The organism is Xanthomonas sp. LMG 8993 (assembly GCF_009835065.2).
GTDB lineage: Bacteria > Pseudomonadota > Gammaproteobacteria > Xanthomonadales > Xanthomonadaceae > Xanthomonas > Xanthomonas arboricola.
In genome coordinates this window covers 35014-56819 of record NZ_QVIF02000012.1, presented here as the reverse complement: position 1 = coordinate 56819, position 21806 = coordinate 35014, and the positions used below count along the sequence as shown (strand labels likewise).

At 66.3% G+C, this 21806-nt stretch carries 17 protein-coding genes, 1 other RNA gene and 1 pseudogene; 3 read left to right on the top strand and 16 right to left on the bottom strand.

The window, feature by feature from the left end:
• Positions 1-92: 92 nt before the first annotated feature.
• The 5 genes from DYQ94_RS18490 to DYQ94_RS18470 form a co-directional block, all read right to left on the bottom strand.
• Positions 93-2324 carry an NADP-dependent isocitrate dehydrogenase gene (locus tag DYQ94_RS18490; RefSeq protein WP_126966514.1) on the bottom strand — a complete coding sequence of 744 codons (2232 nt, stop codon included), beginning with the start codon at positions 2322-2324 and terminating at the stop codon, positions 93-95.
• A gap of 405 nt (positions 2325-2729) precedes the next feature.
• Positions 2730-3287 (bottom strand): hypothetical protein, encoded by a 558-nt coding sequence (locus tag DYQ94_RS18485; RefSeq protein WP_065032974.1) that lies wholly within the window; start codon positions 3285-3287, stop codon positions 2730-2732.
• 62 nt (positions 3288-3349) lie between these two features.
• Entirely contained in the window at positions 3350-3643 is a 294-nt protein-coding gene (locus DYQ94_RS18480; protein ID WP_102580498.1) for a LysM peptidoglycan-binding domain-containing protein, read from the bottom strand.
• A gap of 102 nt (positions 3644-3745) precedes the next feature.
• Positions 3746-4561 carry an NADPH-dependent 7-cyano-7-deazaguanine reductase QueF gene (queF, locus tag DYQ94_RS18475; protein WP_054591073.1) on the bottom strand — a complete coding sequence of 272 codons (816 nt, stop codon included), beginning with the start codon at positions 4559-4561 and terminating at the stop codon, positions 3746-3748.
• A 173-nt stretch (positions 4562-4734) separates the two neighbouring features.
• Positions 4735-6051, bottom strand: coding sequence for a M20 family metallopeptidase (locus tag DYQ94_RS18470; protein ID WP_046344728.1), 1317 nt, complete (start codon positions 6049-6051; stop codon positions 4735-4737).
• Between the two features lie 256 nt (positions 6052-6307).
• Here DYQ94_RS18470 and DYQ94_RS18465 point away from each other — a divergent pair, with 256 nt between their 5' ends.
• From DYQ94_RS18465 to DYQ94_RS18455, 3 genes are all read left to right on the top strand, one after another.
• Entirely contained in the window at positions 6308-7549 is a 1242-nt protein-coding gene (locus DYQ94_RS18465) for an efflux RND transporter periplasmic adaptor subunit (protein ID WP_046344730.1), read from the top strand.
• 93 nt (positions 7550-7642) lie between these two features.
• Positions 7643-10891, top strand: a complete 3249-nt coding sequence (locus tag DYQ94_RS18460) for an efflux RND transporter permease subunit (RefSeq protein ID WP_160955062.1) — start codon at positions 7643-7645, stop codon at positions 10889-10891.
• A gap of 130 nt (positions 10892-11021) precedes the next feature.
• Complete coding sequence (locus DYQ94_RS18455) at positions 11022-14162, top strand: efflux RND transporter permease subunit (protein WP_104555117.1); 3141 nt, start codon at positions 11022-11024, stop codon at positions 14160-14162.
• A gap of 490 nt (positions 14163-14652) precedes the next feature.
• On the opposite strand, the gene hglS is transcribed toward DYQ94_RS18455, so the two are convergent.
• From hglS to DYQ94_RS18400, 11 genes and pseudogenes are all read right to left on the bottom strand, one after another.
• Positions 14653-16020 carry a 2-oxoadipate dioxygenase/decarboxylase HglS gene (gene hglS / locus DYQ94_RS18450; RefSeq protein WP_126966511.1) on the bottom strand — a complete coding sequence of 456 codons (1368 nt, stop codon included), beginning with the start codon at positions 16018-16020 and terminating at the stop codon, positions 14653-14655.
• A 356-nt stretch (positions 16021-16376) separates the two neighbouring features.
• A pseudogene (locus tag DYQ94_RS18445) lies at positions 16377-16502 on the bottom strand (beta-ketoacyl-[acyl-carrier-protein] synthase II); the annotation flags it as partial.
• A non-coding RNA gene (locus tag DYQ94_RS18440) (sX9 sRNA) lies at positions 16490-16567 on the bottom strand. The gene DYQ94_RS18440 and the pseudogene DYQ94_RS18445, both read right to left, overlap by 13 nt.
• 59 nt (positions 16568-16626) lie before the next feature.
• Positions 16627-17238, bottom strand: a complete 612-nt coding sequence (locus tag DYQ94_RS18435; RefSeq protein ID WP_126966510.1) for a hypothetical protein — start codon at positions 17236-17238, stop codon at positions 16627-16629.
• Positions 17239-17398: 160 nt separating this feature from the next.
• Entirely contained in the window at positions 17399-17986 is a 588-nt protein-coding gene (locus DYQ94_RS18430; RefSeq protein ID WP_126966509.1) for a hypothetical protein, read from the bottom strand.
• A 112-nt stretch (positions 17987-18098) separates the two neighbouring features.
• The gene (locus tag DYQ94_RS18425; protein ID WP_126966508.1) at positions 18099-18857 is read right to left on the bottom strand and encodes an HAD family hydrolase; all 759 of its coding nucleotides are present in this window, start codon (positions 18855-18857) and stop codon (positions 18099-18101) included.
• A gap of 37 nt (positions 18858-18894) precedes the next feature.
• The gene (locus DYQ94_RS18420; RefSeq protein WP_049818089.1) at positions 18895-19329 is read right to left on the bottom strand and encodes an EF-hand domain-containing protein; all 435 of its coding nucleotides are present in this window, start codon (positions 19327-19329) and stop codon (positions 18895-18897) included.
• Between the two features lie 255 nt (positions 19330-19584).
• Positions 19585-19947 carry an EF-hand domain-containing protein gene (locus DYQ94_RS18415; protein ID WP_065033001.1) on the bottom strand — a complete coding sequence of 121 codons (363 nt, stop codon included), beginning with the start codon at positions 19945-19947 and terminating at the stop codon, positions 19585-19587.
• A gap of 224 nt (positions 19948-20171) precedes the next feature.
• Positions 20172-20549: a hypothetical protein gene (locus DYQ94_RS18410; protein ID WP_024938866.1), complete on the bottom strand. Its 378-nt coding sequence runs from the start codon at positions 20547-20549 to the stop codon at positions 20172-20174.
• Between the two features lie 137 nt (positions 20550-20686).
• Positions 20687-20884: a CPXCG motif-containing cysteine-rich protein gene (locus tag DYQ94_RS18405; RefSeq protein WP_115511710.1), complete on the bottom strand. Its 198-nt coding sequence runs from the start codon at positions 20882-20884 to the stop codon at positions 20687-20689.
• Positions 20885-20963: 79 nt separating this feature from the next.
• Positions 20964-21710, bottom strand: coding sequence for a M15 family metallopeptidase (locus DYQ94_RS18400; protein WP_237474966.1), 747 nt, complete (start codon positions 21708-21710; stop codon positions 20964-20966).
• Positions 21711-21806: the final 96 nt, after the last annotated feature.

Genomic DNA, 21806 nt, shown 5'->3' with positions numbered 1-21806 from the left:
GCGCAAACGCCGGAAACGACAAGGCCCGCCCCTCATCGAGGCGGGCCCTGCCTGTTGCACCTGCTGGACGCACCGCCAGGCGGTGCGCTGGATCAGGCCTTCAGCGTGGCCAACACGTCGTTGAAGGTCTTGCTCGGGCGCATCGCCTCGCTGACCTTGGCCAGGTCGGGGTGATAGTAGCCGCCGATCTCGACCGGCTTGCCCTGGGCGCCGTTGAGCTCGGCCACGATGGTGGCTTCGTTCTCGGTCAGGGCCTTGGCCAGCGGTGCGAACTTGGCCTGCAGGGCGGTGTCCTCGGTCTGCGCAGCCAGGGCCTGCGCCCAGTACATCGCCAGATAGAAGTGGCTGCCGCGGTTGTCCAGTTCACCGACCTTGCGCGCTGGCGACTTGTTGTTGTCCAGGAACTGACCGTTAGCGACGTCCAGCGCCTTGGCCAGCACCGTGGCCGACGGGTTGTCGTAGCGGTTGCCCAGATGCTCCAGCGAGGCGGCCAGGGCCAGGAACTCGCCCAGCGAATCCCAGCGCAGGCTGTTCTGTTCGACGAACTGCTGCACGTGCTTGGGCGCCGAGCCACCGGCACCGGTCTCGAACAGGCCGCCACCGGCCATCAGCGGCACGATCGACAGCATCTTGGCGCTGGTGCCCAGCTCCAGGATCGGGAACAGGTCGGTGAGGTAATCGCGCAGCACGTTGCCGGTGACCGAGATGGTGTCCTGGCCCTTGCGGATGCGCTCCAGCGAGAAGGTGGTCGCTTCCACCGGCGGCAGGATGCGGATATCCAGGCCGCTGGTGTCGTGATCCTTCAGATAGGTTTCGACCTTGGCGATGACCTGCGCATCGTGCGCGCGGGCCTTGTCCAGCCAGAACACCGCAGGCGTCTCGCTCAGGCGCGCGCGCTCCACAGCCAGCTTGACCCAGTCCTGGATCGGCGCGTCCTTGACCTGGCACATGCGCCACAGGTCGCCGGCTTCCACCGCATGTTCGAACACGGTGGCGCCGGTGTCGTCGGTGACCTTGACGGTCCCGGCGGCGGCAATCTGGAAGGTCTTGTCGTGCGAGCCGTATTCCTCGGCCTTCTGCGCCATCAGGCCAACGTTGGGCACCGAGCCCATGGTGGACGGATCGAATGCGCCATGCGCCTTGCAGTCGTCGATCACCGCTTGATAGACATCGGCGTAGCAGCGATCCGGGATCACTGCCTTGGTGTCCTGCAGCTTGCCTTCGGCATTCCACATCTGACCGGAGTCGCGAATCATCGCCGGCATCGACGCATCGACAATCACGTCGCTGGGCACATGCAGGTTGGTGATGCCCTTGTCCGAATTGACCATGGCCAGGGCCGGACGCTGCGCGTATTCGGCCTGGATATCGGCCTTGATCTGCGCCTGCTGGTCGTCCGGCAGCGTGGCGATGCGTGCGTACAGGTCGCCGATGCCGTTGTTGGGGTCGAAGCCGACCGACGCAAGCGCTTCGGCATGCTTGCTCAGCGTGTCCTTGTAGAACTCGCCGACCACCACACCGAACAGCACCGGGTCGGAGACCTTCATCATGGTGGCTTTCAGATGCACCGAGAACAGCACATCCTTGGCCTTGGCATCGGCGATCTGCGCGTCGATGAAGCTGGCCAGCGCGCGCTTGCTCAGCACCGCGGCATCGACGATTTCGCCGGCCTTGACCGCCACCTTGTCCTTCAACACGCTGCTGCTGCCGTCGTTGCCGACGAATTCGATCTTCAACGCGCCGGCGGCCGCCACGGTGGTGGATTGCTCGCTGCCGAAGAAGTCGCCGTCGTCCATATGGGCCACGTGCGACTTCGAATCGCTGCTCCACTTGCCCATGCGGTGCGGATGCTTGCGCGCGTAATTCTTCACCGACAGCGGCGCGCGACGGTCGGAGTTGCCTTCGCGCAAAACCGGATTGACCGCGCTGCCTTTGACCTTGTCGTAGCGCGCCTTGACGTCCTTTTCGGCATCGTCTTTGGGCGTGTCCGGATACGCCGGCAGCGCATAGCCCTGGCCCTGCAGTTCGGCGATGGCGGCCTTGAGCTGCGGCACCGAGGCGCTGATGTTGGGCAGCTTGATGATGTTGGCTTCCGGCGTGGTGGCCAGCTCGCCCAGCTCACCGAGGTCGTCGGCGATCTTCTGCGCGTCGCTCAGGTGCTCGGGAAACAGCGACAGGATGCGGCCGGCCAGCGAGATGTCGCGGGTTTCGACCACGATGCCGGCAGTATTGGTGTAGGCATCGATGATCGGCAGCAGCGACTGCGTGGCCAGATACGGTGCTTCGTCGGTGAGCGTGTAAATGATCTTCGGTGTCTTCGACATAAGGTGCGATGGCTCGTGTGGTCGGAAGGAGCGCCGGCGTTGTTGGCACTGGCGTTGGCGTGCGCGACGAGGGTCGCTGCTGGCACGCCGGTCGGCCGGCGCGTGGAACGCGGCGATGGATCAGCACGGCATTGTCGCGTCTGAGCCGCGCCCGGGTAAAGCGACCACAGGCGGATGCTCCATCCCGCCACTCGGCCAATGCGATGGATGCAGCTGTAACGAATGTGCCGGCTGAGAGAATTACGCAGAAGCAAAGGCGCGATCGTGTGATCGCGCCCTGATGGCCTGCTTAATGAGCGTTGGGGCAGCGCGATGGACGCGCGTGTCCGACATGCTTGGAGTCAGTGCGCTACCCAGGTTGCGAGCACGCATCCCTATCTGCAGACTGCCCGCTCGCGTGGCTGCTTACTTGACCGTGATGGTCTGCGGAGTACCCGCCGGCTTGCCATCCACCATGACCTGCGCGGTGTAGCTGCCGGCCGGCCAGCCATCTGGCTTGCTGAAGCTGAGGTTGGTGGTTTCCGGGCCAGTCGTGGTCAAGGTGGCATTCTGCTCGCCGGCCACCTGGCCATCCTGATAGGTGAGCTTGGCTGCGACCGCCACATTGCTCGCGCTGCCATCGGTTTTCACCGAGACGATGATGGTGTCTTTGCTGCCGATATTGGCCGACGGGGTCACTGACTTGTCGGCAGTCGCCGTGGTGCCGACCACTACGCTTGACACCATGACTGCCGAACCCGTCGTGGCTGCGGTATCGGTGCTGGCGGCGCCGGTCGCGGTGCTCTGGCCCGCCTGATCGCTCGCCGGCGGTGTTGCGGCCGGGCCCGGCATCGCCTCGGTGGCAGCCCCGGAGGTCGGATCCTTGGACACGCTGTCGTCGTCGGCCTTCTTGCTGCAGCCCGACAGGGCGAGAACGCCGGCAAGGGCAATGGCGAGGGTGCTAGAAACGGATGTAGTACGCATGGATCGATCTCCGGATATCAGAATAAAAGTGGGTTTCGAAAGGTGCCAGGGGTGCGGTGCGCCTATGACTTCGGCGGCAACTGCAGGACCTGACCTGGAAAGATCTTGTCCGGATCCTTGAGCGTTTCGCGGTTGGCCTCGAAAATCCGCGGCCACAGGTTGCCGTCGCCGTAATGACGCTTGGCGATGCTGGACAGACTGTCGCCCGCCTGCACGGTGACCGATTCGCCGACCAGCTGCGCAGTGCTCTGCACGCTGGTACGCACGTTGGAGAAATCCGCCGCTGGCGCGACGTCTGCGGTGCTGTCGACCGAGGACGTCACGTTGGAAAAATCTGCTTTCTTGTCGACATTCATTGCCGCGATCCCTTTGCATCACGATGACTGCAGGGTGCGCGGCGCGCTGTTAAGCGTGGATCGCGCCACCGTGAAGCTGGCGCGAGCCTTGAATGGGCGCGATTACTGGCGCAGGTCGCGGAAGATCGATAGCGGCGTCGGCACGCTGGGCGAGCTGCGCAAGGGGTTGATGTCCAGCCCGCCACGGCGGGTATAGCGCGCTTCCACCACCAACCATTCGGGCGCGCAGCGGAGCAGCACGTCATGGAAGATACGCTCCACGCATTGCTCGTGAAACTCGGCGTGGTCGCGGAAACTCACCAGATAACGCAGCAGGCCTTCGCGGTCGATCGGGGCGCCGCGGTAGCGCAACGTGACGCTGGCCCAATCCGGTTGACCGGTGACCGGGCAATTGGACTTGAGCAGGGCCGAGGTCAGCACTTCTTCCACCACTGGTTGTGCGTGCGCCGCCAGATATGCGGCATTGGGCGGGCCGTAATCGTCGATGCTGACATCCAGTGCGTCGATCGACTCGCCCTCACCCACCGCATCGATCGGCGGCAGACCGAATTCCACCACCACATCGGCACCGGCGCGCGTGGACAGGTCGGAGGCGATGCGCATACGCACCGCTTCGGCGCTATTGAAGCGGGTGGCATTGAGCGAATTGAGATACAGCTTGAGCGACTTGGATTCGATCAACGACGGCGACTCGCTGGGCACGTGCAAGGTGGCAGTGGCCACGCACGGCTTGCCCTGCGCATCGAGCCAGCTGAGTTCGTAGGCATGCCAGCGGTCGCGGCCGATGAAGGGCAAGGCCCCCGTCAGGCCGATCGCCTCGCGCCCGGCCGCGCGCGGAATCGGGAACAACAGCGACGGATCGTAGCCGCTGGGATAGGCGACCTCACGACCGAGGGTGGAATCTTCTGGGGTATTCATCGCGCCATTTTAGGCCGAGCGGGCTGGCCGTGAGGTGTATAGCGGACGCTGGAGCGAGCTGGCGACAGAAGCAGCGGGCCGTCAAGCGGCCCGCCGCCCCACACGATCACCAACGCTCAGCGGAGACCGCGCAACTGCACACGATTCCCGATTCCCCATTCCCCATTCCCGAATCAGCCAGCCTCCCCCTGATGCAGGTAATCCAGCGACACCTGCAACAGCGCGCGCAGACCCACATCCAGCGACGATTCGTCGAGCAGGAACTGCGGCGAATGGTTGCTGGGCGCGGTCGCCGGGTCGATGCCCTTGGCGGTGGAGCCGACGAAGAAGAACATCGAAGGCACCTGCTGGGCGTAGAAGGAGAAATCTTCCGCGCCCATCTGCAGCGGCGGCTCGTAGACATTGTCGGCGCCGACCACGGCCTGCAGGCTGGGCAGCATCCTGGCGGTCAGCGCCGGGTCGTTGACCGTGGCCGGGTTGCCGGGCTGGTCCGGTACCTGCGCCTCGACCTTGGCCCCGTGGGCGGCGGCGGTGTGCTCGGCCACCGTCTTGAGGTCGGCGAAGATCTGCTGGCGCATGGCTTCGTCGAAGGTGCGGATGGTGCCGACCATTTCCACGTCGTCGGGGATGATGTTGTAGCGGATGCCGCCCTTGATCGCGCCGAAGCTCAACACCGCCGGTTGTTTGGACAGGTTGGCGCGGCGGCTGATCACGGTCTGCGCGGCACCGATCATGTCGGCGCTGGCCACGATCGGGTCGATGCCGTTCCACGGCGCCGAGCCATGCGTCTGGCGGCCGATCATCTTGATCGCAAACCGGTCCGAGGCGGCCATCAGCGGGCCGCTGCGCACCGCGATCTTGCCGGCCTGCACGCTGGAGAACACATGCAGGCCGAACACCGCCTGTGGCTTGAAGTCGGCGAACAGGCCTTCCTTGAGCATCAGCGAGGCGCCGCCCTCCTCGTTGCCGGGCGCGCCCTCTTCGGAGGGCTGGAAGATCAGCATCACTTCGCCAGGCAGCTGCTCGCGCATGCCGACCAGCGCTTCGGCCACTCCGAGCAGGATCGCGGTGTGGGCGTCGTGGCCGCAGGCGTGCATCACCCCGACCTGCTCGCCGCGGTACTCGGCGGTGACCTTGGAGGCATACGGCAGGCCGGTCTGCTCCTTGACCGGCAAGGCATCCATGTCCGCGCGCAAGGCGATCTTCGGACCCGGCTTGCCGCCCTTGATGATGGCCACCACGCCGTGATGGGCGATGCCGGTACGCGGCTTGAGGCCGAGCTTGCGCAGCTGCGCGGCCACGGTGGCGGCGGTGCGCTCCTCGCGGTTGGACAGCTCCGGGTGCTGGTGGAAGTCGCGGCGCCACTGCACCAGCTTGCTCTGCAACGGCGCGGCGGCGGCCTGGACGTCGGGCCGGGGCGCGGCCTGGGCGGCGGCCAGGGTGGGCAGGGCGAGCAGCAACGCGCTGGTCAGCAGGCGGGAGTGGCGCATCAGCAATCCTCTAAAGATGGTTGCTTAATGTAGTGCAGGTGCACGCTCGGTGGGCTGCAGTGGGGCTCGATTCAGTCCTGCGGTCAACCACATCGGCCCTGACGCGTTGCCGCTGCATTGCATCTGTGAACGCTGCAGTCGTTTCGTCCGGCGGGCCGTTACTTCAGTAACGCTCAATTGCCTGATCGCAACGATATGCTTCGCACAGCCGCCCCACGGTCGCACCAGCGCCCGGCCCGCCCTCAGGAGTTGTCGCATGTCGCGTTTTTGGAAGATCACACTGCTGGTCGTAGCGGTGCTCGTCGTGGTGTTCGTCGCAATGCGGATGTTCGGTGGGGGCAACCACGGCAAGCGGGCGGACGCGCCGGACGGCAATGGCACCGAGAACAGCGGCCCGGTACCGGTCACGGTCGTGGCCGCCACCACCCAGGATGTGCCGGTCTACGCCAGCGCGCTGGGCACGGTGACCGCGCTCAATACCGTCACGGTCAGCCCGCAGGTCGGCGGCCAGCTGATGAGCCTGAATTTCAAGGAGGGCCAGGAAGTGAAGAAGGGCGAGCTGCTGGCGCAGATCGACCCGCGCACCCTGCAGGCCAGCTACGACCAGGCACTGGCGGCCAAGCGCCAGAACCAGGCACTGCTGGCGACCTCGCGGGTGAACTACCAGCGCTCCAACGACCCGGCCTACAAGCAGTACGTCTCGCGCACAGACCTGGATACTCAGCGTAACCAGGTGGCGCAGTACGAGGCGGCGGTATCGGCCAACGATGCACAGATGCGCTCGGCGCAGGTGCAGTTGCAGTTCACCCGCGTGACCGCGCCGATCGACGGCATCGCCGGCATCCGCGGCGTGGATGTGGGCAATATCGTCAGCGCCAGTTCCACCATCGTCACCCTGACCCAGATCCGCCCGATCTACGTGTCCTTCAACCTGCCCGAGCGCGAGTTGCAGGCGGTGCGCAGCGGCCAGGCGGCCGCCCCGCTGGACGTGGCGGCGCTGGACCGCGGCGATGCGCACGTGATCAGCGGCGACGGCAAGCTGGAGGTGATCGACAACCGCATCGCCGCCGACAGCGGCACCTTCGGTGCGCGTGCGATCTTCGCCAACACCGACAATGCCTTGTGGCCGGGCCAGTTCGTCAACGTGCGCCTGCAGCTGCGCACCATCTCCGGCGGCACCGTGGTGCCGACCCAGGCCGTGCAGCGCGGCCCGGACGGCGATTACGTCTACGTGGTCGGCAACGACAACACCGCGCAGATGCGCACCGTGGTGCAGGGCGTGGAAGTGGACGACAGCCATGTGCAGGTCACCAAGGGGCTCAAGCCAGGCGAGCGCGTGGTGACCGAAGGCCAGTTCCGGCTCAAGCCGGGCAGCAAGGTCAGCGCACTCAAGCCGGGCGAGACCCCGCCGGAGCCGACCGAGGCCGAACTCAAGGCCGCGCAGGACAAGAGCCGTGGCGGCGCCGGCGGCCGACGTGGCGGCGGCGGTCCGCGCTAACTCGCGAGCACCGGCGACGGGCCTTCCGTCGCCGGTGTGCATCGGCGCTGCGCGCGCCGGCATCGATTGACGTCTTCAGCAAGGACACCCCCCGTGGGCTTTTCGACCATCTTCATCCGCCGTCCCATCGCCACCTCGTTGTTGATGGCGGGCATCCTGCTGCTGGGCATCCTGGGCTACCGGCAATTGCCGGTCTCGGCGCTGCCGGAGATCGACGCGCCCAGCTTGGTGGTCACCACCCAGTATCCCGGCGCCAACGCGACCACCATGGCCTCGCTGGTGACCACGCCGCTGGAGCGCCAGTTCGGGCAGATCTCCGGGCTGCAGATGATGACCTCCGATTCGTCGGCAGGCCTGTCCACGATCATCCTGCAGTTCTCGATGGACCGCGACATCGACATCGCCGCGCAGGATGTGCAGGCGGCGATCCGTCAGGCCACCCTGCCCTCGTCGCTGCCGTATCAACCGGTCTACAACCGGGTCAATCCGGCCGACGCGGCGATCCTGACCCTCAAGCTCACCTCCGACTCGCTGCCGCTGCGCGAGGTCAACCGCTATGCCGATGCGATCCTGGCCCAGCGCCTGTCGCAGGTGCCGGGCGTGGGCCTGGTGTCGATCGCCGGCAATGTACGGCCTGCGGTGCGCATCCAGGTCAACCCGGCGCAGCTGTCGAACATGGGCCTGACCATGGAATCGCTGCGCAGCGCGCTGACCCAGACCAACGTCAGCGCGCCCAAGGGCTCGCTCAACGGCAAGACCCAGTCCTACAGCATCGGCACCAACGACCAGCTCACCGACGCGGCGCAGTACCGCGAGACCATCATCAGCTACAGCAACGGCCGCCCGGTGCGGCTGGCCGATGTGGCCAACGTGGTCGACGGGGTGGAGAACGACCAGCTCGCCGCCTGGGCCGACGGCAAGCCGGCGGTGCTGCTGGAAATCCGCCGCCAGCCCGGTGCCAACATCGTGCAGACGGTGGAGCAGATCCGCAGCATCCTGCCGCAGCTGCAGGCGGTGCTGCCGGCCGACGTGCACCTGGAGGTGTTCTCCGACCGCACCGAAACCATCCGCGCCTCGGTGCACGAGGTGAAGTTCACCCTGGTGCTGACCATCGCGCTGGTGGTGGCGGTGATTTTCGTGTTCCTGCGCCGGCTGTGGGCCACCATCATTCCCTCGGTGGCGGTGCCGCTGTCGCTGGCCGGCACCTTCGGGGTGATGGCATTTGCCGGCATGTCGCTGGACAACCTGTCGCTGATGGCGCTGGTGGTGGCGACCGGGTTCGTGGTCGACGATGCGATCGTGATGATCGAAAACATCGTGCGCTACATCGAACAGGGCAAGAGCGGGCCGGAAGCGGCAGAGATCGGCGCCAAGCAGATCGGCTTCACCGTGCTGTCGCTGACCGTGTCGCTGGTGGCGGTGTTCCTGCCGCTGCTGCTGATGCCGGGCGTGACCGGGCGCCTGTTTCATGAGTTTGCGTGGGTGCTGTCGATTGCGGTGGTGATCTCGATGCTGGTGTCGCTGACGCTGACGCCGATGATGTGCGCCTACCTGCTCAAGCCCGACGCCCTGCCCGAAGGCGAGGACGCGCACGAACGCGCCGCCGCCGCCGGCAAGACCAACCTGTGGACGCGCACCGTGGGCGCTTACGAGCGCAGCCTGGACTGGGTGCTGGCGCACCAGCCGCTGACCCTGGCGGTGGCGATCGGCGCGGTGGCGCTGACCGTGGTGCTGTACATGGCGATCCCCAAGGGCCTGCTGCCCGAGCAGGACACCGGCCTGATCACCGGCGTGGTGCAGGCCGACCAGAACGTGGCGTTCCCGCAGATGGAGCAGCGCACCCAGGCGGTGGCCGCGGCGCTGCAGAAAGACCCCGCCGTGACCGGCGTGGCCGCCTTCATCGGCGCCGGCACCATGAACCCGACCATCAACCAGGGCCAGTTGTCGATCGTGCTGAAGACGCGCGGCGACCGCGAGGGCCTGGACGAGGTGCTGCCGCGCCTGCAAAAGGCGGTGGCCGGCATTCCCGGCGTGGCGCTGTTCCTCAAGCCGGTGCAGGACGTCACCCTGGACACCCGCGTGGCCGCCACCGAGTACCAGTATTCGATGTCGGATGTGGACAGCAGCGAGCTGGCCACCTGGGCCGGGCGCATGACCGAGGCGATGCGCAAGCTGCCCGAGCTGGCCGACGTGGACAACAACCTGGCCAACCAGGGCCGGGCGCTGGAGCTGAGCATCGATCGCGACAAGGCCAGCATGCTCGGCGTGCCGATGCAGACCATCGACGACACGCTGTACGACGCCTTCGGCCAACGCCAGATCTCCACCATCTTCACCGAGCTCAATCAGTACCGGGTGGTGCTGGAAGTGGCGCCGGAATTCCGCAGCAGCACCGCCTTGATGAACCAGCTGGCGGTGGCCAGCAACGGCAGCGGCGCGTTGACCGGCACCAATGCCACCAGCTTCGGCCAGCTGACCTCGTCCAACTCCTCCACCGCCACCGGCGTGGGCGCGCAGAACACCGGCATCGTGGTCGGCGCCGGCAGCATCATTCCGCTGGCCGCACTGGCCGAGGCCAAGGTCACCAACACGCCGTTGGTGGTCAGCCACCAGCAACAGCTGCCGGCGGTCACGATCTCGTTCAATCTGGCGCCCGGCCATTCGCTGTCGCAGGCGGTGGAGGCGATCGAGCAGGCGCGCCAGGATCTGAAGATCCCCACCCAGGTGCATGCGGCGTTCGTCGGCAAGGCGGCCGAATTCACCGGCAGCCAGACCGATATCGTATGGCTGCTGCTGGCCTCGATCGTGGTGATCTACATCGTGCTGGGCGTGCTCTACGAGAGCTACATCCACCCGCTGACGATCATCTCCACGCTGCCGCCGGCCGGCGTCGGCGCGCTGCTGGCGCTGATGATGTGCGGGTTGAGCCTGTCGGTGGACGGCATCGTCGGCATCGTGTTGCTGATCGGCATCGTCAAGAAGAACGCGATCATGATGATCGACTTCGCCATCGACGCCCGCCGCGAAGGCGCCAATGCGCACGAGGCGATCCGGCGCGCCTGCCTGCTGCGTTTCCGCCCGATCATGATGACCACCGCCGCCGCGATGCTGGGCGCGCTGCCGCTGGCGCTGGGCACCGGCATCGGCTCGGAACTGCGGCGTCCGCTCGGCATCGCCATCGTCGGCGGCCTGCTGCTGTCGCAGCTGGTGACGCTCTACACCACGCCGGTGATCTACCTGTACATGGAACGTGCCGGCGAGCGGCTGCGTGACTGGCGCACACGGCGTGCCGCCCGCCGCGACGGCGTGCCCCCGGCCTCCACTTCGGAGCGCCCGGCATGATGACCGGCGCAGCGATGGCTGATCGGATTACCGGACCGCGGCTTCGCCTGCGCGCAGGCGCGCTCGGGCGTGGCGCTGCCCCCGCTTGCCGAATCCCTAATCCCGATTCCCAAATCCCGGCACCACAGCCATGAACATCTCCGCGCCCTTCATCAAGCGCCCGATCGGCACCGCGCTGCTGGCGATCGGTTTGTTCGTGATCGGATTGATGTGCTATCTGCGGCTGGGCGTGGCGGCGTTGCCGAACATCCAGATTCCGGTGATCTTCGTGCACGCCACGCAGTCCGGCGCCGATGCCAGCACCATGGCCTCCACCGTCACCGCACCGCTGGAACGCCACCTGGGCCAGCTGCCCGGCATCGACCGCATGCGCTCCTCCAGTTCGGAGAGCAGCAGCCTGGTGGTGCTGGTGTTCCAGAGCAATCGCAACATCGATTCGGCCGCGCAGGATGTGCAGACGGCGATCAACTCCTCGCAATCGGACCTGCCGTCCGGGCTCGGCACGCCGATCTATTCGAAAGCCAATCCGAACGACGACCCGGTCATTGCCATCGCGCTGACCTCGGACACGCAATCGGCCGATGAGCTCTACAACGTTGCCGACTCGCTGCTGGCGCAACGGCTGCGCCAGATCACCGGCATCAGTTCGGTCGATATCGCCGGCGCCTCCACACCGGCGGTCCGCGTGGATGTGGATCTGCGCGCGCTCAACGCGCTGGGCCTGACCCCGGACGATCTGCGCAACGCGGTGCGCGCGGCCAACGTCACCTCGCCGACCGGATTCCTGTCCGACGGCAACACCACCATGGCGATCGTGGCCAACGATTCGGTATCCAAGGCCGCCGATTTCGCCCAGCTGGCGATCTCCACCCAGTCCAATGGCCGCATCGTGCGGCTGGGCGATGTGGCCACCGTCTACGACGGCCAGCAGGATGCCTATCAAGCGGCCTGGTTCGACGGCAAACCGGCGGTGGTGATGTACGCCTTCACCCGCGCCGGCGCCAACATCGTCGAAACCGTGGACCAGGTGAAGGCGCAGATTCCCGAGCTACGCGCCTACCTGCAGCCCGGCACCAAGCTGACGCCCTACTTCGACCGCACCCCGACCATCCGCGCCTCGCTGCACGAGGTGCAGGCCACGCTGCTGATCAGCCTGGCGATGGTGGTCCTGACCATGGCGCTGTTCCTGCGCCGCCTGGCGCCGACGCTGATCGCGGCGGTCACCGTGCCGCTGTCGCTGGCCGGCTCGGCGCTGGTGATGTACATGCTGGGCTTCACCTTGAACAACCTCAGCCTGCTGGCGCTGGTGATCGCCATTGGCTTTGTGGTCGACGATGCGATCGTGGTGATCGAAAACATCATGCGTCATCTGGACGAAGGCATGCCGCGTCTGGATGCCGCACTGGCCGGTGCGCGCGAGATCGGCTTCACCATCGTCTCGATCACCGCCTCGCTGGTGGCGGTGTTCATTCCGATGCTGTTTGCCAGCGGCATGATCGGCGCGTTCTTCCGCGAGTTCACCGTGACCCTGGTGGCGGCGATCGTGGTGTCGATGCTGGTGTCGCTGACCCTGACACCGGCGCTGTGCAGCCGCTTTCTGTCCGCACACACCGAACCGGAAAAACCTAGCCGTTTTGGCGCCTGGCTGGATCGCATGCACGAGCGCATGCTCGCGGTGTACACGGTGGCACTGGATTTCTCGCTGCGGCACGCCTTGCTGCTGTCGCTGACGCCGCTGCTGTTGATCGCCGCCACCGTCTTTCTCGGCGGCGCAGTCAAGAAGGGCTCGTTCCCGGCGCAGGACACCGGCCTGATCTGGGGCCGCGCCAATTCCAGCGCCACGGTGTCGTTTGCCGACATGGTCAGCCGCCAGCGCCGCATCACCGACATGCTGATGGCCGACCCGGCGGTGAAGACCGTCGGCGCGCGGCTGGGCTCCGGCCGGCAGGGTTCCAGCGCCTCGTTCAATATCGAATTGAAGAAGCGCGACGAAGGCCGCCGCGACACCACCGCGCAGGTGGTCGCACGCCTGAGCGCCAAGGCCGACCGTTACCCGGATCTGGATCTGCGCCTGCGCGCGATCCAGGACCTGCCCAGCGACGGCGGTGGCGGCACCAGCCAGGGTGCGCAGTACCGCGTTTCGCTGCAGGGCAACGACCTGGCGCAGCTGCAGGAATGGCTGCCCAAGCTGCAGGCGGCGTTGAAGAAGAATCCGCGCCTGCGCGATGTCGGCACCGACGTGGATACATCCGGCCTGCGCCAGAACATCATGATCGACCGCGCCAAGGCCGCGCGCCTGGGCATTTCGGTCGGTGCCATCGATGGCGCGCTGTATGGCGCCTTCGGCCAGCGCTCCATTTCCACCATCTATTCGGATCTCAACCAGTACAGCGTGGTGGTCAATGCACTGCCCTCGCAAACGGCAACGCCCAAGGCGCTGGACCAGGTCTTCGTGCCCAACCGCGCCGGCCTGATGGTGCCGATCACCTCCGTCGCCACCCAGGTGCCCGGGCTGGCGCCGCCGCAGATCGTCCACGAAAACCAGTACACCACGATGGATCTGAGCTACAACCTCGCACCGGGCGTGAGCACCGGCGAGGCGGACCTGATCATCAAGTCCACCGTGGAAGGCTTGCGCATGCCCGACGGCATCCGCCTCAGTGGCGATGACAGCTTCAACGTGCAACTCAGCCCCAACTCGATGGGCGTGTTGCTGCTGGCCGCGGTACTCACCGTCTACATCGTGCTCGGCATGCTCTACGAGAGCCTGATCCATCCGGTGACCATCCTGTCCACGCTGCCGGCCGCTGGCGTCGGCGCACTGCTGGCGTTGTTCCTCACCAACACCGAGTTGTCGGTGATTTCGATGATCGCGCTGGTGCTGCTGATCGGCATCGTCAAGAAGAACGCGATCATGATGATCGACTTCGCGCTGGTGGCGCAGCGCGTGCACGGCATGGATGCGCGCGCGGCCGCACGCGAGGCCTCGATCGTGCGCTTCCGCCCGATCATGATGACCACGATGGTGGCGATCCTGGCCGCGGTGCCGCTGGCGGTCGGCCTGGGCGAGGGCTCCGAACTGCGCCGCCCGCTGGGCATCGCGATGATCGGCGGGCTGATCTTCTCGCAGAGCCTGACCCTGCTCAGCACCCCGGCGCTGTACGTGATCTTCTCCTGCCTGAGCGAACGCTGGAAGGCGCGTCGCGCACGTGCGCGTGCACGCCGGGCAGAGCGCGCGGCGGCACGGCGCCCGGCGGCGTCGGCGCACTGAGGCGAAGCAGCACACGCGCCGGTCTGCACGGACCGGTGTGTGCCGGCTGGCATGGCGGTTGGCCGGCATCTCTCACCATCGCTTGCCGCTTGTTGGCATGACGTCGGGGCATCGCTGCTGGCAGCGTATTCAAACGCGGCACAGTGATGCGAGCTGCAAATGCGCGCTCGACTCACGCGGCTTCTGGCCAGAGCCCACGTGTTTGACCGCATCCAGACGACACTGCGACCGGAAGTTCGGCTGCCTTGACGTGTTGGACGGCAGGGATGGATCAGTTGTCGCGCGGCAGGGCTGCAGCTTGGTTGCAGGGCCCTTGCCCGCCTACCATCGCAGGACACGCCGCAAGTACGTCCGTGTAGGCGCTTACGCGGCATCCATGCCGCGTAAGGTCTCGCGACGATAGGCGGGCAATGACCTGTCGAGATGGTCGGTGTGCAAGATGCAAACCGTGCGTTACATGCGTTGTTCGGGCGACGGCGCGCCCTGACCGCTACACCAGCAACGCCTGCAGCGACGCCCGCTCCAGCTGCGCATACAACGCGCACTCATCCTGCACCTGCGCACCCAGCGCCTGTTCGAAACTGCGCTTGCTCGAATGGGCGGCATAGGCGCGTTGTTCGGCGCCACCGAGATTGGACTGGAAGATACCGGCCGCACTCACCGGCAGAAAATCTTCATAGATGATCGGATCGGCACTGAGCAGACCGAGCGCAATTGCGGTTTCTGCCGGCATTGCCGCCACCTGCGCGGGGTCGGCACGTCCGGCCTCGGTCAGCGCATAGCGGAAATAGCCCAGACCTTCCTGACGCAGCACGGCTTCGTCGTCGGGAAACGCCACGAACGCGGTCTGCAGCCGCGTGGCGTAATCGGTACCGGTGCTGCCCGCGCCATCGCTGTCGCGTGCCTGCGCCAGCAGCGCGTCGTACAGCGCGCGGCCCTTGGGCGTCAGCGCGAGCCCGCGTTGTTCGATCTCGCCGAAGCGCGCGGTGTGCGTGCCGTGCTCGGCCTGCCCGCTGTCGCCGACAAAGCGCACCGGCTCCTCCAGTGCCTTGAAGCTGGTCTGGCGCAGCAGGATCGGCACCTGCCGACGCGGCGGCCCCTCGATCACCGCCTTGGCATCGATGCCGGCGCGCTGCATCTGCGCCTGCGCCGCATCGATATCCAGCGTGCGTGGCGTCAGGTGGTTGATATGCGGCCCGTGGAAGCTCACCACGTCGGCGATCAGCTTGTGCGCCTCGCTCAGCGCGCGGTAGGTCGGCAGCGACACCGTGGCATCGCCATGCCAACGGAAGGTTTCCAGCGCTTCGTCCACGAACTGCTGCGCCTGCGCCGCCTCCAGCCCGCCGTGGCGCTCGTGCTGCTCGATCAGCTCCAGCGCGGCGGCGGTGAAGATCTGCCGCTGCTCCAGGATCTGCGCCGCCTGCGCCCGCAGCGCGGCGTCTTCGATCAGCTCCAGCCGCAGCAACGAGGTGAACACGCGGAACGGATTGACCGACAGCGCCGCCTCGTCGATCGGGCGGAACGCAGTGGAATGCACCGGCACACCGGCCACCGACAAATCGTAATAGCCCACCGGATGCATGCCCATCACCGCAAACAGCCGCCGCAACGTGGCCAGTTCCTGCGCCGTGCCGACCCGGATGGCACCGTGCCGTTCCAGATCCAGCCGCGCGCGTTCGTCGTTGCGTTGCAGGCGCGCGGCCAGGGCGGGATCGGCGCTCAGGGTGTCGGCGTTGACCTGCGCCACCAGCGTCATCAGGTCGCCGTACAACGGCACCTCGGCGCGATACATGTCCGACATCGCCTGCGCGAACAGGCTGCGGATGTGATCGGGAGAGACAAACACGGTATCGCGCATGGGCTGGTCTTGGCAGGGCCGGCCAACGCCGGCGTTGCGGCATTCTCGCCGACCGCGCCCTGCGGCGGCCAGCTGCACGGCAGCATGCCGGCGCCTGTGTTGGCGCGCAGACAGGAGCGTAGCCGGTTGGTCACCTCACGCCTCGCCACTGCGCGGGTTCCAACAAGGCGTAAAACGCATCAAGTGGCGGCTGGCGATCCTTGGCGAGCGGTCGTCCGCTGGATGCGGATGGTGGGAAAGCTCGGAACCGCAGCGCACGGCGTGGTCCATGTCGGTTTTAATGCCGGCTGCGCCCGTGTGGCCGGAAGCGCAGTCATCTTGTGGGTCGCTCCGAGGATGGCTAACAAGCGAGAGGGGCCGCCAGCCTCGTCCAGGCTCAGGCTGACCCGGCACGCATCGAACGGCTGGCACAGCTCCGGTGCCTCTACCTGCAGCGAGTTGACGCCGAATAGCACGCTGCCGCACCGGTAGCCGACACCACCTTGAGCCGGCAGCCGCCGGATGTGCGTGGGCGGCGCGCAGGAAACGCAGCGTACGAGTGGTACACGCCGGTTCCGAGCACGGCCGCACCCGCCTGGCGGCTACGCCGTCGGTTTGCCAGCCGTTCTAAAGCCCGGCCTGCGCCGCTGCCTCGGCCGCCTCGCTGGCCTGGCGCGCGGCTTCCAGCCGTTGCGCGTGATCGCCGAGCTGGCGGCGCAGCAGCGCGTCCAGCGTGATCGGACGTTCCCAGCGGTCGTAACTGGCGACGATGGCGTGCCGCAGCGCGCGCATATGCACGGTCTCCGGCGTGACCGACAGCCGCGCGATCACGCCCTCCCAGCCGTCATGATGGTCGCGGCTGTAGGCGCGCACGGTGTCGCGGCAGGACAACTGCAGCGTCTGCGCCCAGAAACAGGCGAAATAGATGTCGCCGGCGTGCCAGCCATGCACCTGCAACAACGCCTGCACATAGCCGCGCGGGGTGCCGGTGTAGCGCGCAACTTCGCCGATGAAGCTGTCCGGGTAGCGCTGTGCGTAGCTGCCCATGTCGGCCAGATGCTGATCCACCCAGGCATCGCCGGTGCCTGGCGTCACTGCCGGCGCAGCAGCCGGTGCCGCAGCGGCAGGCGCAGGCGACGTCTGCGCAACTGCCAGCATCGGCAGCAGCAGCGCGCTCAGCAGCGGCAGGGATCGCAACGGCGAGGTAAGCAGTGAAGGCATGCGCCGATGATGCCGCATGCCCGCGTCGCTGTCAGGCCGAGCGCTTGCGCCACCGACACAGGCGGCGCGCCGTCAGCGCGCCAGCCGTATGGGATGCCCCGAGTCGGAACGGATGCATGACGCCGGACCGCCACGAGCATTCGCATGTGTGGCGCGCACACAGCGGCGCCGGCCGCGCTCAGCGCAGATCGTAAAAGCCGCCGTAGTGCACTTCGCGGCAGCCGCTGAGATCGCAGGCACCCACATAGCCCGGGCCGATGTAACGCTGCCGCGCATCGCGATTGTGCGGGCTGCTGTAAGGGTCCGGGCCGTACAGACCATTGCCGTAATAGATCTGGCCGGAGGGGCGGTTGCGCGACGCGCCCAGCCGCAGCCCGGCGCCATACCCGAGGTATGCGCGGGCGTCGCCGCCGTATGGGCCGTAGCGCTCGCCCGAATATCCGTCGACAGCAAATACGCTGCTGCGCTCGTGCCGGTCCGGCCGGGTCTGCAAGGTCGCAATGCTCTGGCCCTGGGCATCCACATAGCCCTGCTCGCGGTCGAAGCGCACCATGCGGAAATACACCAGCTCTCCCGCGTCCCGACGCGTACGCAGGCGGACATAGTTGCCGCCATCGTCGTAGTAAGGCTGACCGTCGCGAAAGATCACTTCGCTCGGGTTGATGACTTCTTCTTCGAGCTCGGCAGCCGTCAGTGACGGCACGCCGCCTGACAGAGCCAGCAATACGGTCAGGCTGACACGGCAGGTAAACGACAACATGCGCATCGGTGATCCCTCCTAGTCGGCCAGGCATTCGCGCCTGACCGGAAACGTCCTGTTGCTGGGCGCCGCTGGTTGCGCCGGCAGATCCAGGTCGCGGCGCTGGCCGCGACGGAAGTCAGCTTAGCGCGTGCTGCCGGGCCACTGCATCCAGCGCATGCACTGCCGCCGGCCAGCCGGCAGCGTCGGGCACTTCGCGCATGCGTGGCTCGTCGGCGGCCACGCCATGCTCCTGCTCGTGCGCCCAGGTCACCGCGTACGGGGTGTAGATCCCCCAGCCGCCGATGGCCAGCACCGGCTCCACGTCCGAGCGCAAGGAATTGCCGATCATCACAAAGCGCTGCGCCGGCAGGTCGAACTCGCCCAACACGCGCGCATAGGTCTGGGGATCCTTCTCGGACACCACCTCCACGCGCGGAAACAGATCGGCCAGACCGGATTGCTCGATCTTCTGCTCCTGATGGGACAGGTCACCCTTGGTGATCAGCACCACCGCATAGTCGGCGGCAATTGCGCTGACCGCCTCACGCACGCCGGCAATCACCTCCACCGGATGCTGCAGCGTGGCGCGGCCGATCTCGACGATGCGCTGGATGTCGCGTGCGGCGATGCGCGCCTGCGTCAGTTCGATCGCCGTCTCGATCATCGACAGCGTCATGCCCTTGGCGCCATAGCCGAATACCTTGAGATTGCGCCGCTCCACCGCCAGCAGGTGCTGCTGCATGCGGCTGTCGCCCAGATCCAGGTAATCGGCCAGGATCGCTTCGAAATCCGCTTCGGCAGTGCGGTAATAGTCCTCGCTTTTCCAGAGGGTATCGTCGCCGTCGAAGCCGACCAGTTGGATCGCCTGGCCGTCGCGCTGTGCAGAAGAGGTCATCGCGCCAGTTTAGCAGCGCACTGGAGTGCTGCCGCGGTCAATCCCCCGCGGCGTCGCCTGGACCGGGCTGGTAGCTGGCGAATTCGTCGCGCGACAGGCGCCCATCACCATTGCTGTCGAAGCCGGCAAAATTCTCGCGCAGGACGGGGTCGGCGCCGGCTTCGGCCACCGTCAATGAGCCGTCGGCGTCGCTGTCCAGGCTGCGGAAGGTCCGTGGCGCCAACGTGCCGGCCTGCGGCGCCAGTGCGGCCTCCGCACCGCCTTTGGCAGCCGATGGCGCTGCAGCATCGACCGGAAGTAAGGGTGTTGTGGCAGGCGGTGGTGGGTCGATCGGCAACGGCGCCATTGTCGGTGTTGCCGGCCCTGTGGTGGAGGTCGCACGCGACGGGTTGGCTGGTGGCAACTCCGGCGGCGCCGCGAGCGCCCACAGTGGACTCGACAGGCCGACCAGCATGGCGATACGCAGCAGCATGAGAGTGTGCCGAAGGGACGAGCGGGCAATCTAGCGCGGTGCACGTAAAGAAAACGGGAGCGACCCTGGCAGATCGCTCCCGCGTGTCCATCCTGTTACGTGGTCATGCTGCTACTTGCCGATCACGGGCATCCACGAAGCGATGCCACGGATCAAACGACAACAACTGCTCAAATGACTGCAATTGCGAAAGCTGCCTCCTGATGTCGAAAAAACACGTCAGCAAACGAACTCACTACCTTGCTACCTACTACCTCAGTTGCCTTGCGACCCACTACCCGCTGCGCCGCCCTGCTGCTTGGCGACAAATGCCTTGTATTCGTCCGGGGTCAGCTTGCCGTTCTTGTCGGAATCGGCGTCATTGAAGATCTGCGCGAGCCCGGCATTGACCTGGGCCTCCTGTGTGCTGATGGCGCCGTCGCTGTCGGTGTCGACGCTCGCCCAGGTCTGGCCGCCGCCGGACTGCGCAGGCTGTGCCGCGCTCGTGGCAGAGCTTCCCGACTGGGCCGACGTCGCGGCGGCATCCTGCTGCGTGCTCTGCGCCATCGCCGGCAGCGCCAGGGCGGCGGCAAGAGCGGCAGCGGCGGCGAGCAGCGAGGTGCGATTGCGATTCTTCATTGGGTGGTCTCCTTGGCTTGGGAATGCGCGGTGTCGCCGCACATGGCCCCACCTTACCCAGCACGAATGAACGCAAAACCCGCCGCAATTTCGCGCAAAACATCCTCTTAACCACGCGTCGGACATTTGCGCCTAGCCATCTGTTAGACATCGGTGAGCCAAACAGAAGCAGCTCATTCAATGCATCGAAATATGCGAACCGCGCCCCATTTCATAACGTAAATTTACGCATTCGGTGCCTCGTCATCCCAGCTTCCGGAGCTGAACAGTTTCCAACCCAGCACCACACCGGCGATCGCCCCAGCCACTTCCAGGATCACCCGCGATCCCAATTCGTTGGGATCGTGGATCTTGGCCAATGCCAGGCGCGCGTACAGCGGCGACTCCAGCCGCACGATGCTGGTGTAGACGAGATTCCAGATGTCGTAGCCGCCGCCAATGGCGACCGCGAGCAGACAGGCAATACCCAGGGTGTGCCCATGGGTGAAGTGCACACGCCGGCCGATGTGCTCGACCCCAGCGAAGACCAGTACGCCCAGCACCAACGCGATCAGGCCAGCCTCCAGCGAACCGAGCAGACCGAAGTGCAGAGGCAGATTCATCGTGACGATCCAGGCAGCAGGCGCATCAGTCTAGCGGTTGCGGGTGATGGATCCCGGCCCAAGCAGCAAGCGCGAGCGCTTACGCGAACGCGGACCGGCCGGGCGCTACGAGTGCCCGATACTGCGGCACGCCGCGCTCACGCATCGTCCTGCCCGCGCGCACTCACCTGCGCCTCGCCTTCCTCATCCCATTGCACGCTGACCGAGATCGGCTTGCAGCACACCTGGCAATCTTCGATGTAGTGCTGGTCGCCGCCGGTCAGATCCAGCGCCAGGGTGATCCACTCCCCGCAATACGGGCAGGCGATATCGATAAAGCGTTCCGGGTCGGACATGGCAATTCCTTGCAGCGATTTGGGGTGATGCACAACATGGACAGGCCGGTGGCCGAGTCACCGCCTGCGGCGCGGTTGCTCAGTTGACCGGCACATCGAACGCGGTATCCGGCATCGGCTCAGGGCGGAAGGTGAAATGCCACCACTCCATCGGATAGTTGGCAAATCCCTCCGCCGCCATGGCACGCAACAGCTGCTGGCGGTGGGCACGCTGAGCGGGGCTGATGTCGCGCGCATCGGTATGCGCACGCGCATCGAAGAAATCGAAGTCGGTGCCCATCGCCACCGGCTGGCATGGGCCCTGCCGGCAATCGAGCAGGCCCAGGTCCAGCGTTGCGCCACGGCTATGCCCCGAAGTCTCGGCAATGTAGTCGCCCAACAGCGCGCGCTTGTCCACACGCGGGTAGTACTGCGCCTTGGTCGACTGATCCTGCAGATCCGCAGCCCAGGCCACGAACGCCTGCACCGCCCGCACCGGCCGGTAGCAGTCGAACACCTGCAGTCGATATCCCTGGGACTTGAGGGACCGCGCCACCCGTGCCAGCGCCTCCGCCGCCGGACGCAGCAAATAGCACGTGGGCGCCTCATACCCCGGCACCACACGCCCGGTGAAGTTGTTGCTGCCCGCATAACGCATGTCCACCGCGATCTCGGGCGCAAGGCCGTGCACATTGACCAGACCGGCTTGTGCGGCGGTTGTTGCCGAAGAGACATGCACCTCGGCAGCTGCGGCAACCAACGGCACCACCACGATCGACAGCAGTGCCTGACATACCGCTCCCCGAACCCGCCGACGCAATGTCCGCACCGACCTGATTTGCCTCATCGTTTTTTCCCTTGTAATCAATGGGGACATTGCACATCAGGCATCACGCCCGAATCGGTCGCCAGGATGGCGCTGGCGAACGCGACCACGATGCAC

Excerpts from the sequence above, each read along its gene's own strand:
- DYQ94_RS18470 (WP_046344728.1), bottom strand. The coding sequence starts at position 6,051 with ATGCGCCACTCCCGCCTGCTGACCAGCGCGTTGCTGCTCGCCCTGCCC.
- DYQ94_RS18490 (WP_126966514.1), bottom strand. The coding sequence starts at position 2,324 with ATGTCGAAGACACCGAAGATCATTTACACGCTCACCGACGAAGCACCG.
- DYQ94_RS18455 (WP_104555117.1), top strand. The coding sequence starts at position 11,022 with ATGAACATCTCCGCGCCCTTCATCAAGCGCCCGATCGGCACCGCGCTG.
- DYQ94_RS18485 (WP_065032974.1), bottom strand. The coding sequence starts at position 3,287 with ATGCGTACTACATCCGTTTCTAGCACCCTCGCCATTGCCCTTGCCGGC.
- DYQ94_RS18480 (WP_102580498.1), bottom strand. The coding sequence starts at position 3,643 with ATGAATGTCGACAAGAAAGCAGATTTTTCCAACGTGACGTCCTCGGTC.
- DYQ94_RS18420 (WP_049818089.1), bottom strand. The coding sequence starts at position 19,329 with ATGCTGCTGCGTATCGCCATGCTGGTCGGCCTGTCGAGTCCACTGTGG.
- DYQ94_RS18405 (WP_115511710.1), bottom strand. The coding sequence starts at position 20,884 with ATGTCCGACCCGGAACGCTTTATCGATATCGCCTGCCCGTATTGCGGG.
- DYQ94_RS18465 (WP_046344730.1), top strand. The coding sequence starts at position 6,308 with ATGTCGCGTTTTTGGAAGATCACACTGCTGGTCGTAGCGGTGCTCGTC.
- DYQ94_RS18430 (WP_126966509.1), bottom strand. The coding sequence starts at position 17,986 with ATGCGCATGTTGTCGTTTACCTGCCGTGTCAGCCTGACCGTATTGCTG.
- DYQ94_RS18425 (WP_126966508.1), bottom strand. The coding sequence starts at position 18,857 with ATGACCTCTTCTGCACAGCGCGACGGCCAGGCGATCCAACTGGTCGGC.
- DYQ94_RS18400 (WP_237474966.1), bottom strand. The coding sequence starts at position 21,710 with ATGAGGCAAATCAGGTCGGTGCGGACATTGCGTCGGCGGGTTCGGGGA.
- DYQ94_RS18415 (WP_065033001.1), bottom strand. The coding sequence starts at position 19,947 with ATGAAGAATCGCAATCGCACCTCGCTGCTCGCCGCCGCTGCCGCTCTT.
- queF (WP_054591073.1), bottom strand. The coding sequence starts at position 4,561 with ATGAATACCCCAGAAGATTCCACCCTCGGTCGTGAGGTCGCCTATCCC.
- hglS (WP_126966511.1), bottom strand. The coding sequence starts at position 16,020 with ATGCGCGATACCGTGTTTGTCTCTCCCGATCACATCCGCAGCCTGTTC.
- DYQ94_RS18410 (WP_024938866.1), bottom strand. The coding sequence starts at position 20,549 with ATGAATCTGCCTCTGCACTTCGGTCTGCTCGGTTCGCTGGAGGCTGGC.
- DYQ94_RS18435 (WP_126966510.1), bottom strand. The coding sequence starts at position 17,238 with ATGCGGCATCATCGGCGCATGCCTTCACTGCTTACCTCGCCGTTGCGA.